Origin of the sequence: Paraburkholderia sp. RL17-347-BIC-D (assembly GCF_046027915.1) — a bacterium.
In the GTDB taxonomy this organism is placed as follows: Bacteria; Pseudomonadota; Gammaproteobacteria; order Burkholderiales; family Burkholderiaceae; genus Paraburkholderia.
In genome coordinates this window covers 176,524-193,484 of sequence record NZ_JARESS010000014.1, presented here as the reverse complement: position 1 = coordinate 193,484, position 16,961 = coordinate 176,524, and the positions used below count along the sequence as shown (strand labels likewise).

Below are 16,961 nucleotides of genomic sequence, written 5' to 3'. Positions count from 1 at the left end.
TGCTGTGATGAATACGAACCTGCGTGCTTTGCGTGCTTATATGTCAGCACTGCGGCTGCTGTGTCCGAATGCTTGATGACGATGAAACGCAGACCGCGCGCAACCGGCACGTTGGTACGTGCCCGATGCGCGCGGTTTAAGCAGGCAGGCGGCTTCAGCGCTTCTTGCGTGCCTGCGGTTTCGACACCGATTTGGTCGCGGCGCCGTGCTTCTTCGCCGCGCCGCGCGCGGCGCGTGCTTCCTTGACCGCCGCGGTTTGCGCGGGCGCAGCCTTCTTGCGACGCGCGCCCGGCGCTGCCGCGCCGCCTTCCACCGGCGGCAACACGCGCACGCGTGCCCCACCGTTTTCACCGGACGACTTGTCGGCCGACGGCCCGCGCACCAGAGGCGGCTTGATCGGCGTGTCGCGCACGAGCCGGAAGTCGATCTTGCGCGCATCGAGATCGACGCGGCTCACCTGCACCCGCACGCGATCCGACAGACGATAACGAATGCCGGTGCGCTCGCCGCGCAGTTCGTTCTTGATCTCGTCGTACTGGAAGTAGTCCGAGCCGAGTTCGGTGACGTGCACGAGGCCTTCGATAAAGAGCGAATCGAGCTGCACGAAAATCCCGAACGACGTCACGCCATTGACCATGCCGCCATACTCTTCGCCGAGCTTGTCGCGCATGAAGTAGCACTTCAGCCAGGCTTCGACGTCGCGCGAGGCTTCGTCGGCGCGGCGTTCGTTGGCCGAGCAATGCAGGCCGAGCTCTTCCCAGATCGCCACGTTGTTCGAGCGCTGACGGCCGCGCTTTTCGTCATCGGCCTGCTGCATGGCGCGAGCGCGCGGCGAGAGCGCCGTATTCAGCTCGACGCCTTGCGGCGGCTCGGGCTGATACTTGCGGCCTTGCAGGATCGCGTAGATCGCGCGGTGCGTGAGCAGGTCGGGATAACGGCGAATCGGGCTCGTGAAGTGCGCATACGCTTCATACGCGAGACCGAAGTGGCCGATGTTGTCCGGGCTGTAGACCGCCTGCTGCATCGAGCGCAACAGCATGGTTTGCAGCATCTGCGCGTCGGGCCGGTCGCGGATCTGCGCCATCAAGGCGGCGTAGTCGCTCGCGTGCGGTTTGTCGCCGCCGGCCAGCGTGAGGCCCATGCCGCGCAGGAACGTGCGCAGATTCTCGAGCTTTTCGGCGGTCGGTCCGGCGTGCACGCGGAACAGCCCGGGATGTTTGTTGCGCTTGAGGAAGTCGGCCGCGCAGACGTTCGCGGCCAGCATGCATTCCTCGATCAGCTTGTGCGCGTCGTTGCGGGTGCGCGGAATGATCTGTTCGATCTTGCCCTGCGCATTGCAGACGATATACGTCTCGGTCGTATCGAAGTCGATCGCGCCGCGTTTCTGGCGCGCGGCGAACAGCGACTTGTACACGCCGTACAGATTCTGCAGTTGCGGCAGCAAGGCGGCGCGGCGCGTGGCCTCCGGACCCTTGGTGTTCTTCAGGACCGCGGCGACTTCCGTATAGGTCAGACGCGCGGCCGAGTGCATCACGCCGGGATAGAACTGATACGCCTTCACTTCGCCGCGCGCGGTGACGATCATGTCGCACACCAGCACGCAACGGTCGACGAGCGGGTTCAGCGAGCACAAACCGTTCGACAGCTTCTCCGGCAGCATGGGGATCACGCGGCGCGGGAAATACACCGAGGTGCTGCGCTCGATCGCGTCGGCGTCGAGCCCGCTCTTCGGATGCACATAGTGCGAGACGTCCGCGATCGCGACGATCAGGCGGAAGCCCTCGCCACGGCCAACCTGAACCGGCTCGCAGTACACGGCGTCGTCGAAGTCGCGGGCGTCTTCGCCGTCGATCGTGACGAGCGGCACGTCGCGCAGATCGATGCGATGACGCGCGTCGACCGGGCGCACTTCGTCGGGCAGGCGCGAGGCTTCGTCGAGCGCGGACTGGCTGAATTCGTGCGGCACGCCGTACTTGCGCACCGCGATTTCGATTTCCATGCCGGGGTCGTCGATATCGCCGAGCACTTCCACCACGCGGCCGAGCGGCTGCGAATGACGGCTGGGGAAATCGGTCAGCTCGACCACCACCACCTGGCCAACCTTGGCCTTCTTGGTGTTCTGCTGGATCAGAATATCGTGGCCGATGCGCTTGTCTTCAGGTGCAACGATCAGCGCGCCGTTCTCATTGAGCAGGCGACCGATCACGCGCTTGTTGGCGCGATCCGTGACCTCGACGATATGCCCCTCCGGACGGCCGCGCCGGTCATAGCCGACGATGCGCGCGAGCACGCGGTCGTTGTGCATGACCTTCTGCATTTCCGCGGTGGGCAGGAACAGATCGTCCTGGCCGTCGTCGCGAATCAGGAAGCCGAAGCCGTCGCGATGGCCTTGCACACGGCCCGCGACGAAGTTCGACGGATGAGTCAGTTGGTAGAGATTGCGCTGATCGAGCCGGATCTGGCCGTCGCGCTCCATCGCGCCGAGGCGCTTGAAAAACCCTTCGCGCTCCTGGCGTTTGATCGACAGGGCTTCGGCGATGTCGTTCGCTGCAAGCGGCGCTTCACTCGTGCGCAGGACGCCCAGGATTTCTTCGCGGCTTGGAATCGGATACGGAAATTTGCTCAAGGGCTTGTCGATGATTTTTTCTCGTTGCATGGACGTCGGTCGGCGATGTGGCTCGGCTTAGGAAGCGTTTGCTTAGCGCTTCAGTTACGCTTCAGTTGCGCTTGAATTGCACCTGCAAATGCACAGAAAAGACTGCTCGGTCCGGCTCGTTCAAGGCTGAGTCCGACGGGCGTGTGCACCGTGCCAACGAACTACTGCGAGGCATTCTAACACCCGTCTTGCGCGCCAAGCGGCCCGTCAAGAGTCGCTGCGCGGTTGGCCGTGACGCACGCGCACGCTCGTCGACGCGATGTTTAAGCGAGTTTTGAGAAACGCTTGACAGGTTCTAATCTGTCGCTATAATGGCGTTCTTTGCTGTTCATCACCTGCCCAGGTGGCGAAATTGGTAGACGCACTAGGTTCAGGTCCTAGCGGTGGCAACACTGTGGAGGTTCGAGTCCTCTCTTGGGCACCAGATTCAAAAGTAAAGCCGCTTACGAGCGGCTTTACTTTTTGTGTGAAGCCGGGTGATCCGATTCTGTTTATCAGCGTGGATTACGTGGCGCAATGAGTAGTTGGCAGGACGGCTGTCGAGCGGTGAAGCATCCCTTCATTGCACGCGATATCCGGGCGGTTGGTTGGAGCGAAGTTAGTTTGCATGTGGGGATTGACACGCTACATCATCACGCTAAAATAGCGGTCTAGCTTGAAGACGTGCCCAGGTGGCGGAATTGGTAGACGCACTAGGTTCAGGTCCTAGCGGTGGCAACACCGTGGAGGTTCGAGTCCTCTCCTGGGCACCAACGGTTGTTCCGGCGTAAGCCGAAGAAGTTCGAGAAACCCCGTAAGATCAAAGTCTTACGGGGTTTTTTGTTGTCTGCGGATCCCTTGCGTTCCGCGGACGTCGACGGTTTTTGCGTTTACCGGATTCGCGGGCAACCCTATGCCCAGACACGGCGAACCGAAGGCGGAACCAGTATTCCGCGCCGCCAAAGCGTGCGGCCCCGTCCCCACCTTCTCGTGGACGGAAACGGATTCGCATGGACTCATTGCAGCCGACGACGCTCCCCGTCTGCTACGCCATCAAGAGAAATGCGTGTGCCCCACATCAGCAGGCCGGCACGATGTCGCGTCGAAGGACTGCTGGCACATTTTTGTAGGCCTTGAAGGCGTTGTCGCCGTTGGTGAACGCGTGCGGATATGAAAAGCCAAAAGAGGCACGACTCACGGTTGGACACGCGCTGATAGTGCCGACAGGTCGGCCTCTAGAGCCCGCGAAACGAATTCCCGGAGGAACTCGACGAAGGTTCTAATCTTCGCGTCGAGGTACTGCCTCGACGCGTACAGCACGTAGGCGGTTAGCTTCTGCAACTGATATTCGGGCAGCACGCGAATCAGCGCGCCGCTGCGCAGCGCCGGCAACGCGCTCGCGATGGGAAGCGCCCCGATTCCAATGCCGTCTCGCAATGCAACGCTCAGTGCTTCGATCACATTCACCCTGAAATCCGCCGGTGGTAGTTCGAACGTTTCCAGCCCGTTGGGGCCATCCAGATGCCAGCGGTCACGTGGAAAAACCGACGAGACGATTTGCAGGCAAGCATGCCCGTTGAGCTCTTCTACCGTAAGCGGCATACCGTGTTCCTTCAGATAAGCGGGTGCGGCGCATAGCACGCTATGGACATCGCCAAGCCGATGCGAGACGAGGCCTGAATCGGGCAGGTGCGTCATACTCAACTGAAGCGAAACGTCGTACCCCTCATCGAGCAGATCGGGGACGTGCTGCGACAACGTCAGATCCACAGCGACCGAAGGATTCTGTTCCCGATAGCGCAACACGGCCGGCAAGACGTACGTTTGACCGAAGGCTGATGTCGCGTGCACCTGCAATTTTCCAGACGGCTTGACCTGAGCGTCCGCAGCTTCGGCCTCGGCTTCGTCGACGTAGGCGAGAATCCGCTCGCACCGCTCCAGATAGCGTTGACCGGCCTCAGTGAGCGCGACGCGGCGCGTGCTGCGATTGAGCAGGCGCGTCCGCAGATGTGCCTCGAGTTGCGCAATAGAACGTGAAGCATTGGCATTGGTGATATTCAGGCGCTGGGCTGCTTCCGTGAAGCTGCCCTCCTCTGCGATGCGAACGAATATCCGCATCATATGTAGCGTGTCCATTATCTTTTTCCCACTGGTGAGGTTACCCCTCAACTCGTTACGTGCCCGATTTACCTCATCCCCTGGCGAGACGACAGGAAAACAAACTGCGAAAGCTTTGCGAGTGCTGGCAACCGATGACACGAGGATTTTCTCGTCGCTACCCGGGCGAGCAGCCCCGTGCCTGCGCCTATTTTCAACCAGGGTTCGGCAGAAAGTCTAACGACGCCCCAATTTTCCAGGTCGACCGGTTTCGCGTCGGAAAAACGCAGAACTGTTTGTAGCACGCCGCCGGCACCAACGATCACCAAGCCTGCGGACCTCGCCCCGCTCGTTCTCGCTATCGATCCCCACAAGTCGCTCATTGCCCGTGCCGGCTTCAGCCTCACCATGGTGACCGCCCTTCGACTCGGCGTGGTTGCCGCCGTGCCGTGGGACGAGAGCACCCGCTGAGTCCGCCCGAAGTATTCTATGGATCAGGCACCCACCTCATCCTGGGCTTCTTCCATGCACGCCAAAGAAACCGTGTCCACGCATCCGGGCATGCCCGCGTCCCAGACGAACGGCGACTGTCATTCCTTCGGTAACGCGGCGATCGCCTTGAACTGGACCGTCAGGCACCCGCATCTGGCCGAATTCGCCCTGACCGACCGCCTGCACGAGCGCACGCTGCCGGTCACCGCGCCGTTCGCGCTATCGCTGGCCGACGGTCGCACGCTGGGCATGGCCGACCTGAAGCTGCTTGCCCCACTGCGCGAAGAAATGCTGACGGCAAATCCCAGGGCGTCTCGACTGGCCGAACGAATCGCGGGCAGACGCGTGCGTGCCATCCTCGGTGACGAACAGGATCGCCTACGGGTGGAGTGGAGCGTGGAGCAACGCGAAGACTCGCAGCACTTGCGCTTGCAAGTGGCAATTACCGCGATCGGCAAGGACGAGCACGTTGCCACCGTTTCGCTGCTGGAGACGCGGACGTCTGGTGCGCAAACCGGCGGTGAGTTCAAGGGAACACCTGTGATCGCGGGCGACGTCTACCTCGGTTTCGAGCTTCCGTTGTCGGAAAGCCAGGTTCGCGACGACACCGTCAGGTTCATCCTGCCGCGGACGTTACCGCTGGAAAAGGGCAAGGCCTGGGTCTTCTCGGCGGTGGCGGGTGTGGCTCGAGACGGCCAGCTACGCCGCGATTTCGCAGCCTATCTCGAACGCGAACGAGCCCATCCATACCGCCCGTTCCTACACTACAACTGCTGGTACGACATCGGGTACCTCACGCCGTACACGCAGCAGCAAGCGCTCGAACGCATCGGCGACATCGGCCGCGAGTTGCACGACAGGCGCGGCGTACAACTCGACTCCTTCCTGTTCGATGACGGCTGGGACGACTACAGCGGCAGCTGGCATTTCGGCAAGGATTTTCCGCATGGATTCGTGCCGCTGCGCGACGCCGCCGCCCGGTACGGCGCGGCGCCGGGCGTGTGGCTGTCGCCGTGGGGTGGCTACGGCTCGACGCGGCAGGAACGCGTGACACGAGGCCAAGCCGCCGGCTACGAGATCATCGATGACCGCTTCGCGCTGTCCGGACCGAAATACTATCGACGCTTCCATGAGGCCGTGATGGAGCTGCTCACGCGGCACGGCATCAATCAATTCAAGTTTGACGGCACCGGCAATGCTGACACGGTGGTCCCCGGCAGCCGCTTCAGCAGCGACTGGGACGCGGCGATCCAGCTAATCGAGGACATCCGCGAGGCCAGCCCCGAAGCCTTCATCAACCTCACCGTCGGCACCTATCCATCGCCGTTCTGGCTACGCTACGCTGATTCGATCTGGCGCGGCGGCAAGGATGACGACCTGGCCGGCGTAGGTAGCAATCGCGAACGCTGGATTACCTACCGCGACGCACAGACCTACCGCAACGTCGTAGTCAGAAGTCCGCTGTTTCCGCTTAACTCACTGATGCTCCACGGCATCATCTACGCGCAGTTCAACGATCGGTTGAATACCGCTCAAGGCCAGGCCTTCGCAAACGAAGTGCATTCGTACTTCGGCAGCGGTGCACAACTGCAGGAGTTGTACATCACGCCGTCGCTGCTGAGCGACGGCGACTGGGACGTTCTCGCCGAGTCCGCCCGATGGGCCCGAGCAAATGCCGAGGTGCTGCGCGACAGCCACTGGATTGGCGGCGCGCCTGATGAGCTCGAGGTGTACGGGTGGGCTGCATGGTCGCCGGTCAAGGCGATCATCACCCTGCGCAATCCCGACAGCGGGGCGAACAGCTTCCTGCTCGATCTGCGGCGGCAATTGGAGTTGCCGGCCGGCGCGGCGGGACGATTCCTGACGCGCAGCGTGTGGCGCGGCCATGCCTCGGATATTCCGCCGGTGCTGGATGCGGACCGGCCGCACGATATCTCGCTCGCGCCTTTCGAAGTACTCACTTTGGAACTGGTATCGGCCGGCGGCGAAGGGTAATGGAGGTGGTCGCGAATTTCCCGGTGTGCGCTTCCAGAGACCCCCTTACGATAGCGTGCGCGCCAATTCAACCGGTCTCGCTTCAATCTGATGCAGATCGAAGATGATGATCTCGTTGTCACCCTGTCTCAGCGAGGGAGCAGGACAATACAGCCGCTCTTGCGGACCGATATTCCAGTAGCGCCCCAGATTGTGCCCGTTGACCCAGACCATACCTTTGGTCCAGTTACGCATGTCGAGATAGGTATCGCCGACTGTATCCAGCGGCAGAATCGCCTTGAAAAACAGTCCGGCCTTACGAGGGTTCGCACAGACGGCGCGCAAGTTCGCGATAAACGCGGTATCCATCGGCAACAGGAAGACTTCCCAGCCGGTGAGCGTGGCGCTCGAGCCTCCCGCATCCTGCAGCGTGACCGGTTCGAGAATGCCTTTGCGGTCGATCATCGCGTGGCCATAGTTGACGCGCCCCATGCCCTCGACGAGGATATCCAATGATACGTCGCTGCCCGGCGACGACGACACAAACGGAACCGTAAGCGGCGCGTGGTGCGTGACATTCCACTGCCGCGCGCGATGCTCCGGCATGAAAGCTCTCGATACGCCGCCTACGTATTGCTCGCCGACGAAAACGGTCGCGTAATCGTGAACATCCTTGAGATCCAGCACACCGCCGCGGTAACCCTGCAGCTTCTTGCGATACAGCGCGAAACCGAACGCCTGGCCGTACAACTCGAACGGCCCTGGGTGGACAGTTTGTGCCGCCGGGAGCGCGGCAGGCAGATTGTCCCAAATGGAAGCGTAAAGTTCCGGCATCAAGGCCTGACCTCCTTTGCGGCTGATAGTCGGAACGGGTTCGGGTATATCGGGCAGCGGCGTCGAGAGATAGCGGGCGATCACGCCGCGGTACTTCATGTACTTCGACGTCGCCACGCCTTGCTCGCTGATGGGTGCGGCGTAATCGTAGCTGGTAATGTCGGGTTGATATTCGCCTGAATCGGCATCCACGTTTGCGCCGGCATAGAACCCGAAGCTGGTGCCGCCGTGAATGACATAGAGGTTGAACGACAGCTTCCGTTGCATGAGCGCGTCTAGCGTGCCGGAGATATCGACGGCCGTGCCTTTGAGCGTCTCATCGCCCCAATGGGTGAGCCACCCTGGATACACTTCGCCGGCCATTGCCGGAACGGCCGGAAATTCCCGCCGGACGGCCGCGATTTGCTCCGCATCGCCATTGCTCAACGCAATCGCGCCGCCGGCGACGTTCGTGCGATTCTGTTCGAGCTGCCTGATGCCATCTTCGGTATAGAACGGTCCCTGTATCCCTTCGTGAAGCCAGAGCTGCCGTATCTCTTCGAGGTATGCCGGGTTGCTGGCGTACGAGCCGAATTCATTCTCGATCTGAATCATCAGGATCGGTCCACCGTTACTCACCAGTAGTGGTTCGATGCGCTGGCTCAACTCCCTGATGTAGCGGGCCACCGCCGACATGTAGCGAGGATCGTTAGCGGAGTCGGTCCTAAGCAGGATGTCCGGATGACTCAGCAGATACGACGGAATACCGCCCAGATCCCACTCGCCGCAGATATAGGGACCCGGCCGCAGCAACACCCACATCTCCTCCTGCTGGCACAGTCGAATAAATGCTTCGACGTTGTGGTTGCCTGTGCGGAAATCGAAAACGCCTGGACTCGTTTCGTGGTAATTCCACATGACGTAGAGGGCGATGCAGTTCATCCCCATCGCCTTGGCCATCAGGATGCGATGCTGCCAGTATTCGGCGGGGATGCGGGCGGGATGCATCTCCCCGCTGCGGATCTGGAAAGGCTCGCCGTCGAGCAGGAAGCTTTCGCCGTCCTGGCTGAAAGAAAAAGTATGTCCGCTGTGGATCGTTGGTGCTGGGATGTCGACTGCGGAAGGTCCGGTTCGACTGCTGTCCGGGTCATGGCCAATATCGTGCGCCAACCTGATTGGTAGGAGCGCGGTGAATGCTGAGGATTCTCTCGTGTCCATTGATTGCATTTCCCAGAATGCTATCGAGACGTGGCACAGCGGAATGCGCGAACGACGACGAAGCACGGGTCGCCCACGGTGGTCCGTCCGTGACGGAAACAACTGTAGCCTCCGTTCGCCGTCATGTCGACGACCAGTTTGTCATGCTATGCCGACGCCAACGCCAGCGGCCCGGCACGCCCGGACGTTGCAGGCTCGGCACATCGTTGATCGCAAGTCTGGCGATAAAACGATCGTGCCGCCAATTTCCGCAGATGGGCGACGCTCGTTTTACCTGCTCACACAGCGGAACAGCGCGCAGCCGATGATCCGAACCCGCACTAACTTGACGGCATGGCCCCCTTCGGCGAGCGGGATTTTCGCCGAACTGCCGCTTCCCGATCAACTGCACGCGGACGGGCCCACGCATCAGCGAGCGGTTCGCGAGTTTCGTCTTTTCCCGCGATCGCCTTTTTTCCTGTCGAGCGCTCAAGACGATGCGAATCTGGTGCACTTCGTACTTGAGTCAGTGCAAGCGACAGACGCTCTAGCTGTCCAGGCCCCAGGTCGTCGACCGGCCGCTCCTTCCCCAGATGGATAGACACCGCCCTCCCTTCATCGCGGCCATTGACAGCAGCAAATTCAAGCGCTTCAGCGCAATGAGCGATCCAGCCCTCGTCAGGATCCGCGTCGAGCTGACGGAGTGGCCGAAGCGCGGGGGCGGCCGGCGGTCTTCTCGTCGGCCATCGTGGCCTGCAGTGCGTCGGCCACGATCTGACTGGCGGGCGACAGGGTGCGTCCTGCCAGTTTGACGATGCCCCAATCGCCGTAGACTTGGGCCAGATTGAGAATCGGCAAGCGTACGAGCGTGCCCTTGGCGACCTCGTCGCGCACCAGCCGATCAGCGCAGGTCAACACGATATCTGTATCGGGGATCAATTGCTTGAGCAGCGTGATGTCGTCGCATTCGACATGCACCGGCAGAACGGCCCCGTCCGGCAATCCAAGCGACGCGGCAAGCTCATGCCTCGCGATTGGGGGGATGCGCACCGATGCCAGCGGATAGGCCAGCAGCGCGTCCGTCGACACCATCGCGCGGCGCCGGCTACGGGGCGGCTGCAGCAGCGGGTGATGGCGGCAGCAAAAGAAACCGATTGGCAGAGCGCCGAGCGACGTGACATCGATATGCTCATCGGGCGGCAGCGCACGGGTATCGGCGATGAAGAAATCGATCTGCTCTTCGTTCAACATCCGCAGCAATTGCAGCCAGTTGTTGACCTCCACGCGGATGGCGATCTTCGGGTAGCGGTTATGGAACGCGCGCAGCACGGGCGCGACGATCGCGGCAGCGGAAAACGGCCCGGCACCGAAGATCACTTCGCCCAATTCGGCATCCCGCAAGAGCTTGAGGTCATGGGACAGACTGCGCGCATCCAGCAATAGGCGCCGTGCGCGCTGCACTACCTGTTTGCCGACCGAGGTCAGTTCGACCGAGCCTCCATGACGATCGAAAATGCGCAAGCCGCACGTCTGCTCGAACGCGGCGATGCTGCGGCTGAACGCCGGCTGGCTCAAGTGAACCCGTTCGGCTGCCCGGTGGAAATTCAGCGTCTCGGCAAGGGCCACCACGTGCTGGAGGTGCTTGAGGTTCATGATGCAATCAATGCATTGAATATGGATTAATAATGCATTAGACATACCACCAGCGCAATCCCATACTCAAAACAACCAGAACAAAACCGGGAGCGCCACTGCATTCCGGCGGCTACTGGGCATGCGTGCCCGCGCGTGACGGCGTGCTTTCGCCGGCGCGTATCTCGCCATCATCGACCAGGAGGAGACTTCATGTTGGATAACGCATTCGGCGTCAGCGGCGTCACTCATGTACCGGATTCGTCGCCGCTATCGAGGCGGCGAATCATCGCGGCCACCACGATCGGCAATGCACTCGAATTCTATGATTTCCTGATCTACAGTTTTTTTGCGGCCCAAATCGGCCGCGCATTCTTTCCGGTCGGTAACGACGTCGGCTCGATGCTGGCGTCGCTGGCGACGTTTGGCGTGGGTTTCCTGTTTCGGCCATTGGGCAGTATCGTGCTGGGGGCGTATGCCGATCGCCGTGGACGCAAAGCAGCGATGTTGCTGACCTTGTCACTGATGGCACTGGGCACCGCGATCATCGCTTTCACGCCAACCTATGCGCAGATCGGCGTGTTCGCGCCAGCGCTGATTGTTCTGGGCCGAATCCTTCAAGGATTTTCCACTGGCGGTGAAGTAGGCGCGGCGACCTCGATGCTGGCTGAAGCCGCCCCGAACCATCAGCGCGGCTACTACATCAGTTGGCAAATGGCGAGCCAGGGCCTAGCGGTCCTGGCGGCTGCGCTGATTTCGTTCACGTTGACGCAAACGCTGGACAAGGCGGCGCTAGCATCGTGGGGATGGCGCTTGCCGTTTGTCGTTGGCATGCTGATTGCGCCGATGGGCATGTATATCCGGCGCCGGCTCAAGGAAACCTATGCTCGCGAGATGGTGCCGGACGCGCAGCGGCATCCGGAAAGCGCACTCACTGAACTGGCGGCCAGCCACCGGAATATGTTGGTGATGTCCACGTTGATTCAGGCCGGCTCGCAGATTACTTCGTACATCTTCATTATCTATTTGCCGACCTACGCCATCGTGCAATTGCACATGCCGGCGCATCTCGCCTTGGCGGCGGTGATCGTCAGTGGCATCGTGACCTTCGTGGCCAGTCCGCTGCTCGGCATATTGAGCGACCGGATCGGCCGCAAGCCTCTGGCGTGGGGCTCGCGCATTCTGTCGATCGCGGTGGCGATACCGTGTTTCCATGCGATGAACCTGCAGCCGCCGATGTGGGCGTTGGTGCTGATGCTCGGTGGCCTGGCCATCCTGGCTGCCATGTGCGCGGTGGGTAACTACACGCTGGTGACGGAGAATTTCCCCGCCAAGGTACGGGCCAGCGGCATGGGTATTGCGCAGGCCATCGGCGCGGCGATCTTCGGCGGCTTCGCGCAATTCACGGCGACCTGGTTGATTCGCGTGACAGGCGACTCGCTCGCGCCGGCCTATCTCGTGATCGCCTGCTGCGTGATATCGATGATCCCGCTGTTCTTTCTGCGCGAGACGCGCAACGTCCAGTTGACGTGAACCCCTTTCTTTCGACGCCGAATCTCCAAGTCATGCGAAGCACTTATCCCCGTTACGCCCGGCCCAGTGGCTGGAACCAGTTGCTGCCGCCGCGGCGGACACCCGCAGCCGGGCTCGAAGGCGAACACCGCGTGCGCTTTGCCGTAATCGGCGCGGGCTATGCCGGCATCGCCGCCGCGCGGCAATTGGCCGAATCGTTTCCCGGCGAACCGATCGTGCTGCTCGAGAGCGGTACGGTCGGCGATGGCGCTGCCGGCCGGAACTCCGGTTTCATGATCAACCTGCCGTACGCGAAGATCCAGGGCAGCCGCAATGCGGCCGAAGCCGAGTGGCAGAAGACACTGCTGCAGACCGGGCATGCATGGCTCGAAGCATTAGTAGCCCAGCACCATATCGATTGCAGCTGGCGTACCTGTGGCAACTACAAGGGGGCAACGACGGTCCGGGGAGAAGCCGAACTGCGGCAACTGGCAACGCAACTGACTTCGCTAGGCGTACCGTTCAAGGCGCTGACGCGAGAGGAGCTAACGCAAACGCTAGGCACGTCGTTTTATCGCCATGCCCTCTGGATGCCGAGCTGTACCCTGGTGCAGCCGGCCGCACTGGTACGAGGGCTGGCCGATGCGCTGCCCGAGCAAGTGATGCTGGCTGAGCATACGCCGGTGCTCGACGTGCGGCACGGCCGCCCACACAGGCTGAAGACACCAAGCGCGCGTATCGATGCCGACGTGGTGGTGTTTGCCAATAACGCGTTTCTCGGTCGCTTCGGTCTGGCGCGCAGTCGCCAGATTACGGTGTACACCTATGCCGCGCTGACCCCCGCGTTGCCGGATGATGAAGCGGCCCACCTGGGCAGCGCGAGCGACTGGGGCATGGTGCCGGCCGAGCGCATGGGCGCGACGACGCGCAAGGTCGACGGCAACCGGTATATGATCCGCACCGGTTTTTCGTACGACCGCGAACAGGACAATGCAGAGATCGAGGCAATGTTGCAGCAGGCGTATCGGATGCGCTACCCGCAGATGCGGCGGCATGATCTCGAGTACGTCTGGGGCGGTGCGGTGAGCCTGACGCGCAATGGCGCGCCCTTCTTCGGCCAGGTGGCACCGGGAATGTATGGTGTCTCGGGTTGCAATGGCTCGGGCATCATCAAGATGTCGCTGTTAGGCCGGTTGCTGGCCGAACAGATTGCCGGCCAGAGCAGTTCGTTGCTGGAACGCTGCATGGCGTGGGCCACACCCACGTGGATTCCACCCGAGCCGCTGCGTCGAATCGCCGTGTCGACGTCCATGCGCAAGTATCAACGGCAAATGCGCGACGGCGCGTCGGATGTCGCGGCTGCGTAGCTTGATCTATCGCACGCCGAGCGTGTCGCGGCGCCCCCGGTCCGGGGGCAAGTCCAGCACTTTCAGCGCGAACTCACTACCGGAGCACGAAATTGATCACTTCTGCAAACAGGCTGCAGCTGGTCAAATCGAACATCGTCAATCCACCTTCCGCCCCTATCAGCAACGCACTCGTCGCGGACGATGTGATCTATACCGTGCAGGTGCCACGTCATCCGCAGACCTTCGCGCCAAGCGGAGAAGGCAACATCGAGATGCAGGCCGCACGCGTATTCGACCAGTTGAAGCATGTGCTCGAATGCGCAGGATCGAGCCTCGCGCATGTCGCGCAGATGACCATCTATCTGGTCGACAAGGCCGACGCGCCGGAAATGAACCGCGTCTACGCGCGCTATTTCACGGCGCCGCCTTACCCGAATCGGGCGACGGTGGTCGTCAAGGAACTGCTTGGCGAGAATTGTCTGATCGAAATTGTCGTGCATGCAATCAAGGCCTGACGCGAGACGATCACGGAGGACTCGATCGAGCGTTACCGCGCGCTATATCGCGCCGCAACGCGATGTCACGCTATCTGCTGAACCCATTGACTCCGCCAACCCGGTGCCTCGAAGGGATCGGAAAAATACTGGGTCTCGTGAATGACCTTGCCGTCGCAGAACTCCATGATGCTTACCGTGTACGCCGCTCGCCCCTCATAGGCGATGGTGTATTCCGTGACCCAGAGATTACCCTCTCCTTGAATCCGCCTGACATTGAAGCCTGATGGCTTATCTGGATGATGGCTCCGCAGTGCCTGCAAATTGCTTCGCCCGATAATTCGCTCACCTGATTGGGGATAGTCACAGACGGCATCATCATCGTAAATATCATGCTCCGCGTCGAGATCGCCCGCCGCCGACGCGCTCCAGTGCGCGTCCAGAGCTTCACGTATCTTGTCTTCCTGCATGGCGTGCCTCCGGATAACGTTCACATCTATCTATTGCGTATGCCGCGGAATGAACCCGGGGCTGCCCGTCTTAACGACTTCGTTGTACCTCTGCCTCGTCTCAATCTGGTTGATCTCGTCGAATGCATCTGCTGGCAGCGCGGAGATTTCGAAATTCTCTCGCGCACGGGTCGCCGTTTTAGGGGTGGTGAGCAAAGCTCCGCCGCGCTGGATCGCCCAGGCAAGCAGTACCTGGGCTGGCGTCTTTCCAGTTCGTGCTGCAATCCGCGAGATGACCGGGTCCTCAAGCGGCCCCGGCCTGATTCCGTGACCCAATGGCGCAAAGGCCAAAAACACGATCTCTCTCTCCTTGCAGAATTCCAGAAGTTCCGTTTCCGGAAGATACGGATGGGCTTCGACCTGCACCGCAGCCGGCTTGATTCGTGCAGATTCATAGAGAGGCCGCAGGTCGTTCAGGCCAATATCGGACAGTCCGATGGCCCGGCATCTTCCGCGGTCGACGAGATCTTCCATCGCCCTCCACGTGTCCAGCAAAGTCACGCCTTTATCGTAGATGACATCGCCGTTTGCATCGCGTGGATCCTGCTCATCCCCCGCTTGAAATGCGAACGGCGTGTGTATCAGATAGAGATCGAGATAGTCGAGCCCGAGTCTTTCAAGACTTGCCTCGAAAGCCGGTTCGACACGCTCGCGCCGATGATTGGAGTTCCACAATTTTGTAGTCACGAAGATGTCTTCGCGCGCAATTCCTCCGGCGGCAAGCCCTATCCGCAGCGCTTCGCCCACTTCGCGCTCGTTACGGTATCGCTCGGCACAATCGAAGTGCCGATAGCCGGCCTCCAGCGCGTCTCTGGTAGCGCTGACAGTCGTAGCTGAATCGGGAATCAGCGTGCCGAATCCGAGCGCGGGCATCCGGCCGCCTCCGTGATTCAGCACTAACTTTTTGCTCCGGAAATCGGAAGACTCAATCATGTCGACATCTCCACACTATTTCATGCCCTGCAACGAAGGACCGACGCATGGGTCCGCAATTGCGGCGCCAGGTCCATGAACGGAAAAAACCTCAACGTACTCGAGTCGGACAACCGCTTCGTAGCGATTCCTGGCCGACGAATTCGTGAACTGCTTACACCGTGTCTCTTTACTTAAGGGTATGTGAAGTGCCGCTTTATTGTCAGGCTCGACGTCGTAGCTTTGGCAGAGAAGTCGGCGTCGCTCGACAACCCGAGCGAGCAGACGGTGACCCTGAAGCCCTTCTCTTTCTCAGGTCGGATTGATGTTGAACGTGCAGAAGTTGAAGCCGGTAAATCGGGGCGCGCCGATTCGCAACTCAGCCGCCGCCGTCAGAGTTAACGGAGCGCCAAACAGGTCTGCTTCCTGATCAAGTGTAGCAAATGAATCACTGCGCGGCAGCGGACGGTTCCGGAAAAGTACACCATGTAGTTGGTGTGAATGCAGTCCATGCAACAAAGCGTCCGTACTGTTCACTGCTGGCCAACTGTTGCGTGATCAGCGTGGCGCGCTTGCACCGCGATCCTGTTCACGTCCCCATCTCCGCGTCGAGTAAGATTGACAGCTTTTTCCGGTCAGCCGCCTCGACTTTGCAAATACCAGGATTCTGCAAATTTAGCGGTGGCCGAGCGTCCAAAAGAAAAGCGCCGCTGGCCCGGAACAGCCAATTGGATTCGAACCACGCGTGACCGCGTGACCACCACCATGAAACGCCCCACGCCCCCCTACAGCCGCTGTGATTGAATTCAGTCTCACACGTGTCTACGCTTCGACAATGGTGACTTCATAGTTCTCGTCTTCGAAAGCGATGAGAAACTCTTCGGGCATCAGCCATGAATCGACGCTCACCATCTTGGTGTCAATGTCGACGTTGACTTTCGCGTCGGCGTCGACAGTCTTCATCGCATGCTCAATCGTTGACACATCGTCTGAACGGATTTCGTTTTTCATCGAGAATTTCATTTGTCACTTCTCCAGTCAACAACGCTTGAATAAAGCAGGACCTATCGATTCATCAGCGTCAGTGGGTCCGCATATTGATTGTACCCACTACACATTCGACGGTCGACGAAGCGCTGCGCCAGTTGTTGATACAGGCATGTTGCAACGTATGCCGGACAAGACAGTGCGCATTGAACCGGCGTCTTGTTGCGTGCGACAAGATGTGTGTGGCGCGCGTCTTCCCGTCGTCGGCTTCCAGTAAGTAAGAGGTCGGCGAACGAGCGCTTCCAGGACCCGTCAGCCGTTTCAGCAACGGCCGGGACGACGTCACCCGCACCTTTGC

The 16,961-nt window shown here is 60.7% G+C and carries 11 protein-coding genes, 2 tRNA genes and 1 pseudogene; 6 read left to right on the top strand and 8 right to left on the bottom strand.

What is annotated here, in order from left to right; translation table 11 throughout:
- Nucleotides 1-154: 154 nt before the first annotated feature.
- Nucleotides 155-2,656: a ribonuclease R gene (gene rnr / locus P0D96_RS20920; protein WP_408315084.1), complete on the bottom strand. Its 2,502-nt coding sequence runs from the start codon at nucleotides 2,654-2,656 to the stop codon at nucleotides 155-157.
- Between the two features lie 337 nt (nucleotides 2,657-2,993).
- Here rnr and P0D96_RS20915 point away from each other — a divergent pair.
- Nucleotides 2,994-3,080: transfer RNA gene (locus P0D96_RS20915), tRNA-Leu, on the top strand.
- Between the two features lie 241 nt (nucleotides 3,081-3,321).
- Nucleotides 3,322-3,408: transfer RNA gene (locus P0D96_RS20910), tRNA-Leu, on the top strand.
- Nucleotides 3,409-3,829: 421 nt separating this feature from the next.
- Here P0D96_RS20910 and P0D96_RS20905 read toward each other — a convergent pair.
- Entirely contained in the window at nucleotides 3,830-4,771 is a 942-nt protein-coding gene (locus tag P0D96_RS20905) for a LysR family transcriptional regulator (protein ID WP_132376918.1), read from the bottom strand.
- A 486-nt stretch (nucleotides 4,772-5,257) separates the two neighbouring features.
- Here P0D96_RS20905 and P0D96_RS20900 point away from each other — a divergent pair, with 486 nt between their 5' ends.
- Nucleotides 5,258-7,219 (top strand): alpha-galactosidase, encoded by a 1,962-nt coding sequence (locus P0D96_RS20900; protein ID WP_408315082.1) that lies wholly within the window; start codon nucleotides 5,258-5,260, stop codon nucleotides 7,217-7,219.
- A gap of 45 nt (nucleotides 7,220-7,264) precedes the next feature.
- On the opposite strand, the gene P0D96_RS20895 is transcribed toward P0D96_RS20900, so the two are convergent.
- The 3 genes and pseudogenes from P0D96_RS20895 to P0D96_RS20885 form a co-directional block, all read right to left on the bottom strand.
- Nucleotides 7,265-9,229: a beta-galactosidase gene (locus P0D96_RS20895; RefSeq protein WP_408315081.1), complete on the bottom strand. Its 1,965-nt coding sequence runs from the start codon at nucleotides 9,227-9,229 to the stop codon at nucleotides 7,265-7,267.
- Nucleotides 9,230-9,886: 657 nt separating this feature from the next.
- Nucleotides 9,887-10,585 (bottom strand): substrate-binding domain-containing protein, encoded by a 699-nt coding sequence (locus P0D96_RS20890; RefSeq protein WP_408175801.1) that lies wholly within the window; start codon nucleotides 10,583-10,585, stop codon nucleotides 9,887-9,889.
- 153 nt (nucleotides 10,586-10,738) lie between these two features.
- Nucleotides 10,739-10,861: pseudogene (locus P0D96_RS20885) on the bottom strand (LysR family transcriptional regulator); the annotation flags it as partial.
- Nucleotides 10,862-11,053: 192 nt separating this feature from the next.
- Between P0D96_RS20885 and P0D96_RS20880 the strand changes: the two are divergent.
- From P0D96_RS20880 to P0D96_RS20870, 3 genes are all read left to right on the top strand, one after another.
- A complete protein-coding gene (locus P0D96_RS20880; RefSeq protein WP_408175697.1) occupies nucleotides 11,054-12,373 on the top strand; it encodes an MFS transporter in 1,320 nt (439 codons plus the stop codon).
- Nucleotides 12,374-12,405: 32 nt separating this feature from the next.
- Nucleotides 12,406-13,719: an NAD(P)/FAD-dependent oxidoreductase gene (locus tag P0D96_RS20875; RefSeq protein WP_408315079.1), complete on the top strand. Its 1,314-nt coding sequence runs from the start codon at nucleotides 12,406-12,408 to the stop codon at nucleotides 13,717-13,719.
- A 92-nt stretch (nucleotides 13,720-13,811) separates the two neighbouring features.
- Nucleotides 13,812-14,216, top strand: a complete 405-nt coding sequence (locus P0D96_RS20870; protein WP_408280585.1) for a RidA family protein — start codon at nucleotides 13,812-13,814, stop codon at nucleotides 14,214-14,216.
- A 65-nt stretch (nucleotides 14,217-14,281) separates the two neighbouring features.
- On the opposite strand, the gene P0D96_RS20865 is transcribed toward P0D96_RS20870, so the two are convergent.
- The 3 genes from P0D96_RS20865 to P0D96_RS20855 all read right to left on the bottom strand — a co-directional run bounded on the left by P0D96_RS20865 (nucleotide 14,282) and on the right by P0D96_RS20855 (nucleotide 16,579).
- Nucleotides 14,282-14,665, bottom strand: coding sequence for a nuclear transport factor 2 family protein (locus tag P0D96_RS20865; RefSeq protein ID WP_408175702.1), 384 nt, complete (start codon nucleotides 14,663-14,665; stop codon nucleotides 14,282-14,284).
- 30 nt (nucleotides 14,666-14,695) lie between these two features.
- The gene (locus tag P0D96_RS20860) at nucleotides 14,696-15,637 is read right to left on the bottom strand and encodes an aldo/keto reductase (protein WP_408175704.1); all 942 of its coding nucleotides are present in this window, start codon (nucleotides 15,635-15,637) and stop codon (nucleotides 14,696-14,698) included.
- An 801-nt stretch (nucleotides 15,638-16,438) separates the two neighbouring features.
- Nucleotides 16,439-16,579 carry a hypothetical protein gene (locus tag P0D96_RS20855; RefSeq protein WP_408175706.1) on the bottom strand — a complete coding sequence of 47 codons (141 nt, stop codon included), beginning with the start codon at nucleotides 16,577-16,579 and terminating at the stop codon, nucleotides 16,439-16,441.
- Nucleotides 16,580-16,961: the final 382 nt, after the last annotated feature.

Excerpts from the sequence above, each read along its gene's own strand:
- rnr (WP_408315084.1), bottom strand. The coding sequence starts at position 2,656 with ATGCAACGAGAAAAAATCATCGACAAGCCCTTGAGCAAATTTCCGTAT.
- P0D96_RS20905 (WP_132376918.1), bottom strand. The coding sequence starts at position 4,771 with ATGGACACGCTACATATGATGCGGATATTCGTTCGCATCGCAGAGGAG.
- P0D96_RS20900 (WP_408315082.1), top strand. The coding sequence starts at position 5,258 with ATGCACGCCAAAGAAACCGTGTCCACGCATCCGGGCATGCCCGCGTCC.
- P0D96_RS20895 (WP_408315081.1), bottom strand. The coding sequence starts at position 9,229 with ATGGACACGAGAGAATCCTCAGCATTCACCGCGCTCCTACCAATCAGG.
- P0D96_RS20880 (WP_408175697.1), top strand. The coding sequence starts at position 11,054 with ATGTTGGATAACGCATTCGGCGTCAGCGGCGTCACTCATGTACCGGAT.
- P0D96_RS20875 (WP_408315079.1), top strand. The coding sequence starts at position 12,406 with ATGCGAAGCACTTATCCCCGTTACGCCCGGCCCAGTGGCTGGAACCAG.
- P0D96_RS20865 (WP_408175702.1), bottom strand. The coding sequence starts at position 14,665 with ATGCAGGAAGACAAGATACGTGAAGCTCTGGACGCGCACTGGAGCGCG.
- P0D96_RS20860 (WP_408175704.1), bottom strand. The coding sequence starts at position 15,637 with ATGATTGAGTCTTCCGATTTCCGGAGCAAAAAGTTAGTGCTGAATCAC.
- P0D96_RS20855 (WP_408175706.1), bottom strand. The coding sequence starts at position 16,579 with ATGAAGACTGTCGACGCCGACGCGAAAGTCAACGTCGACATTGACACC.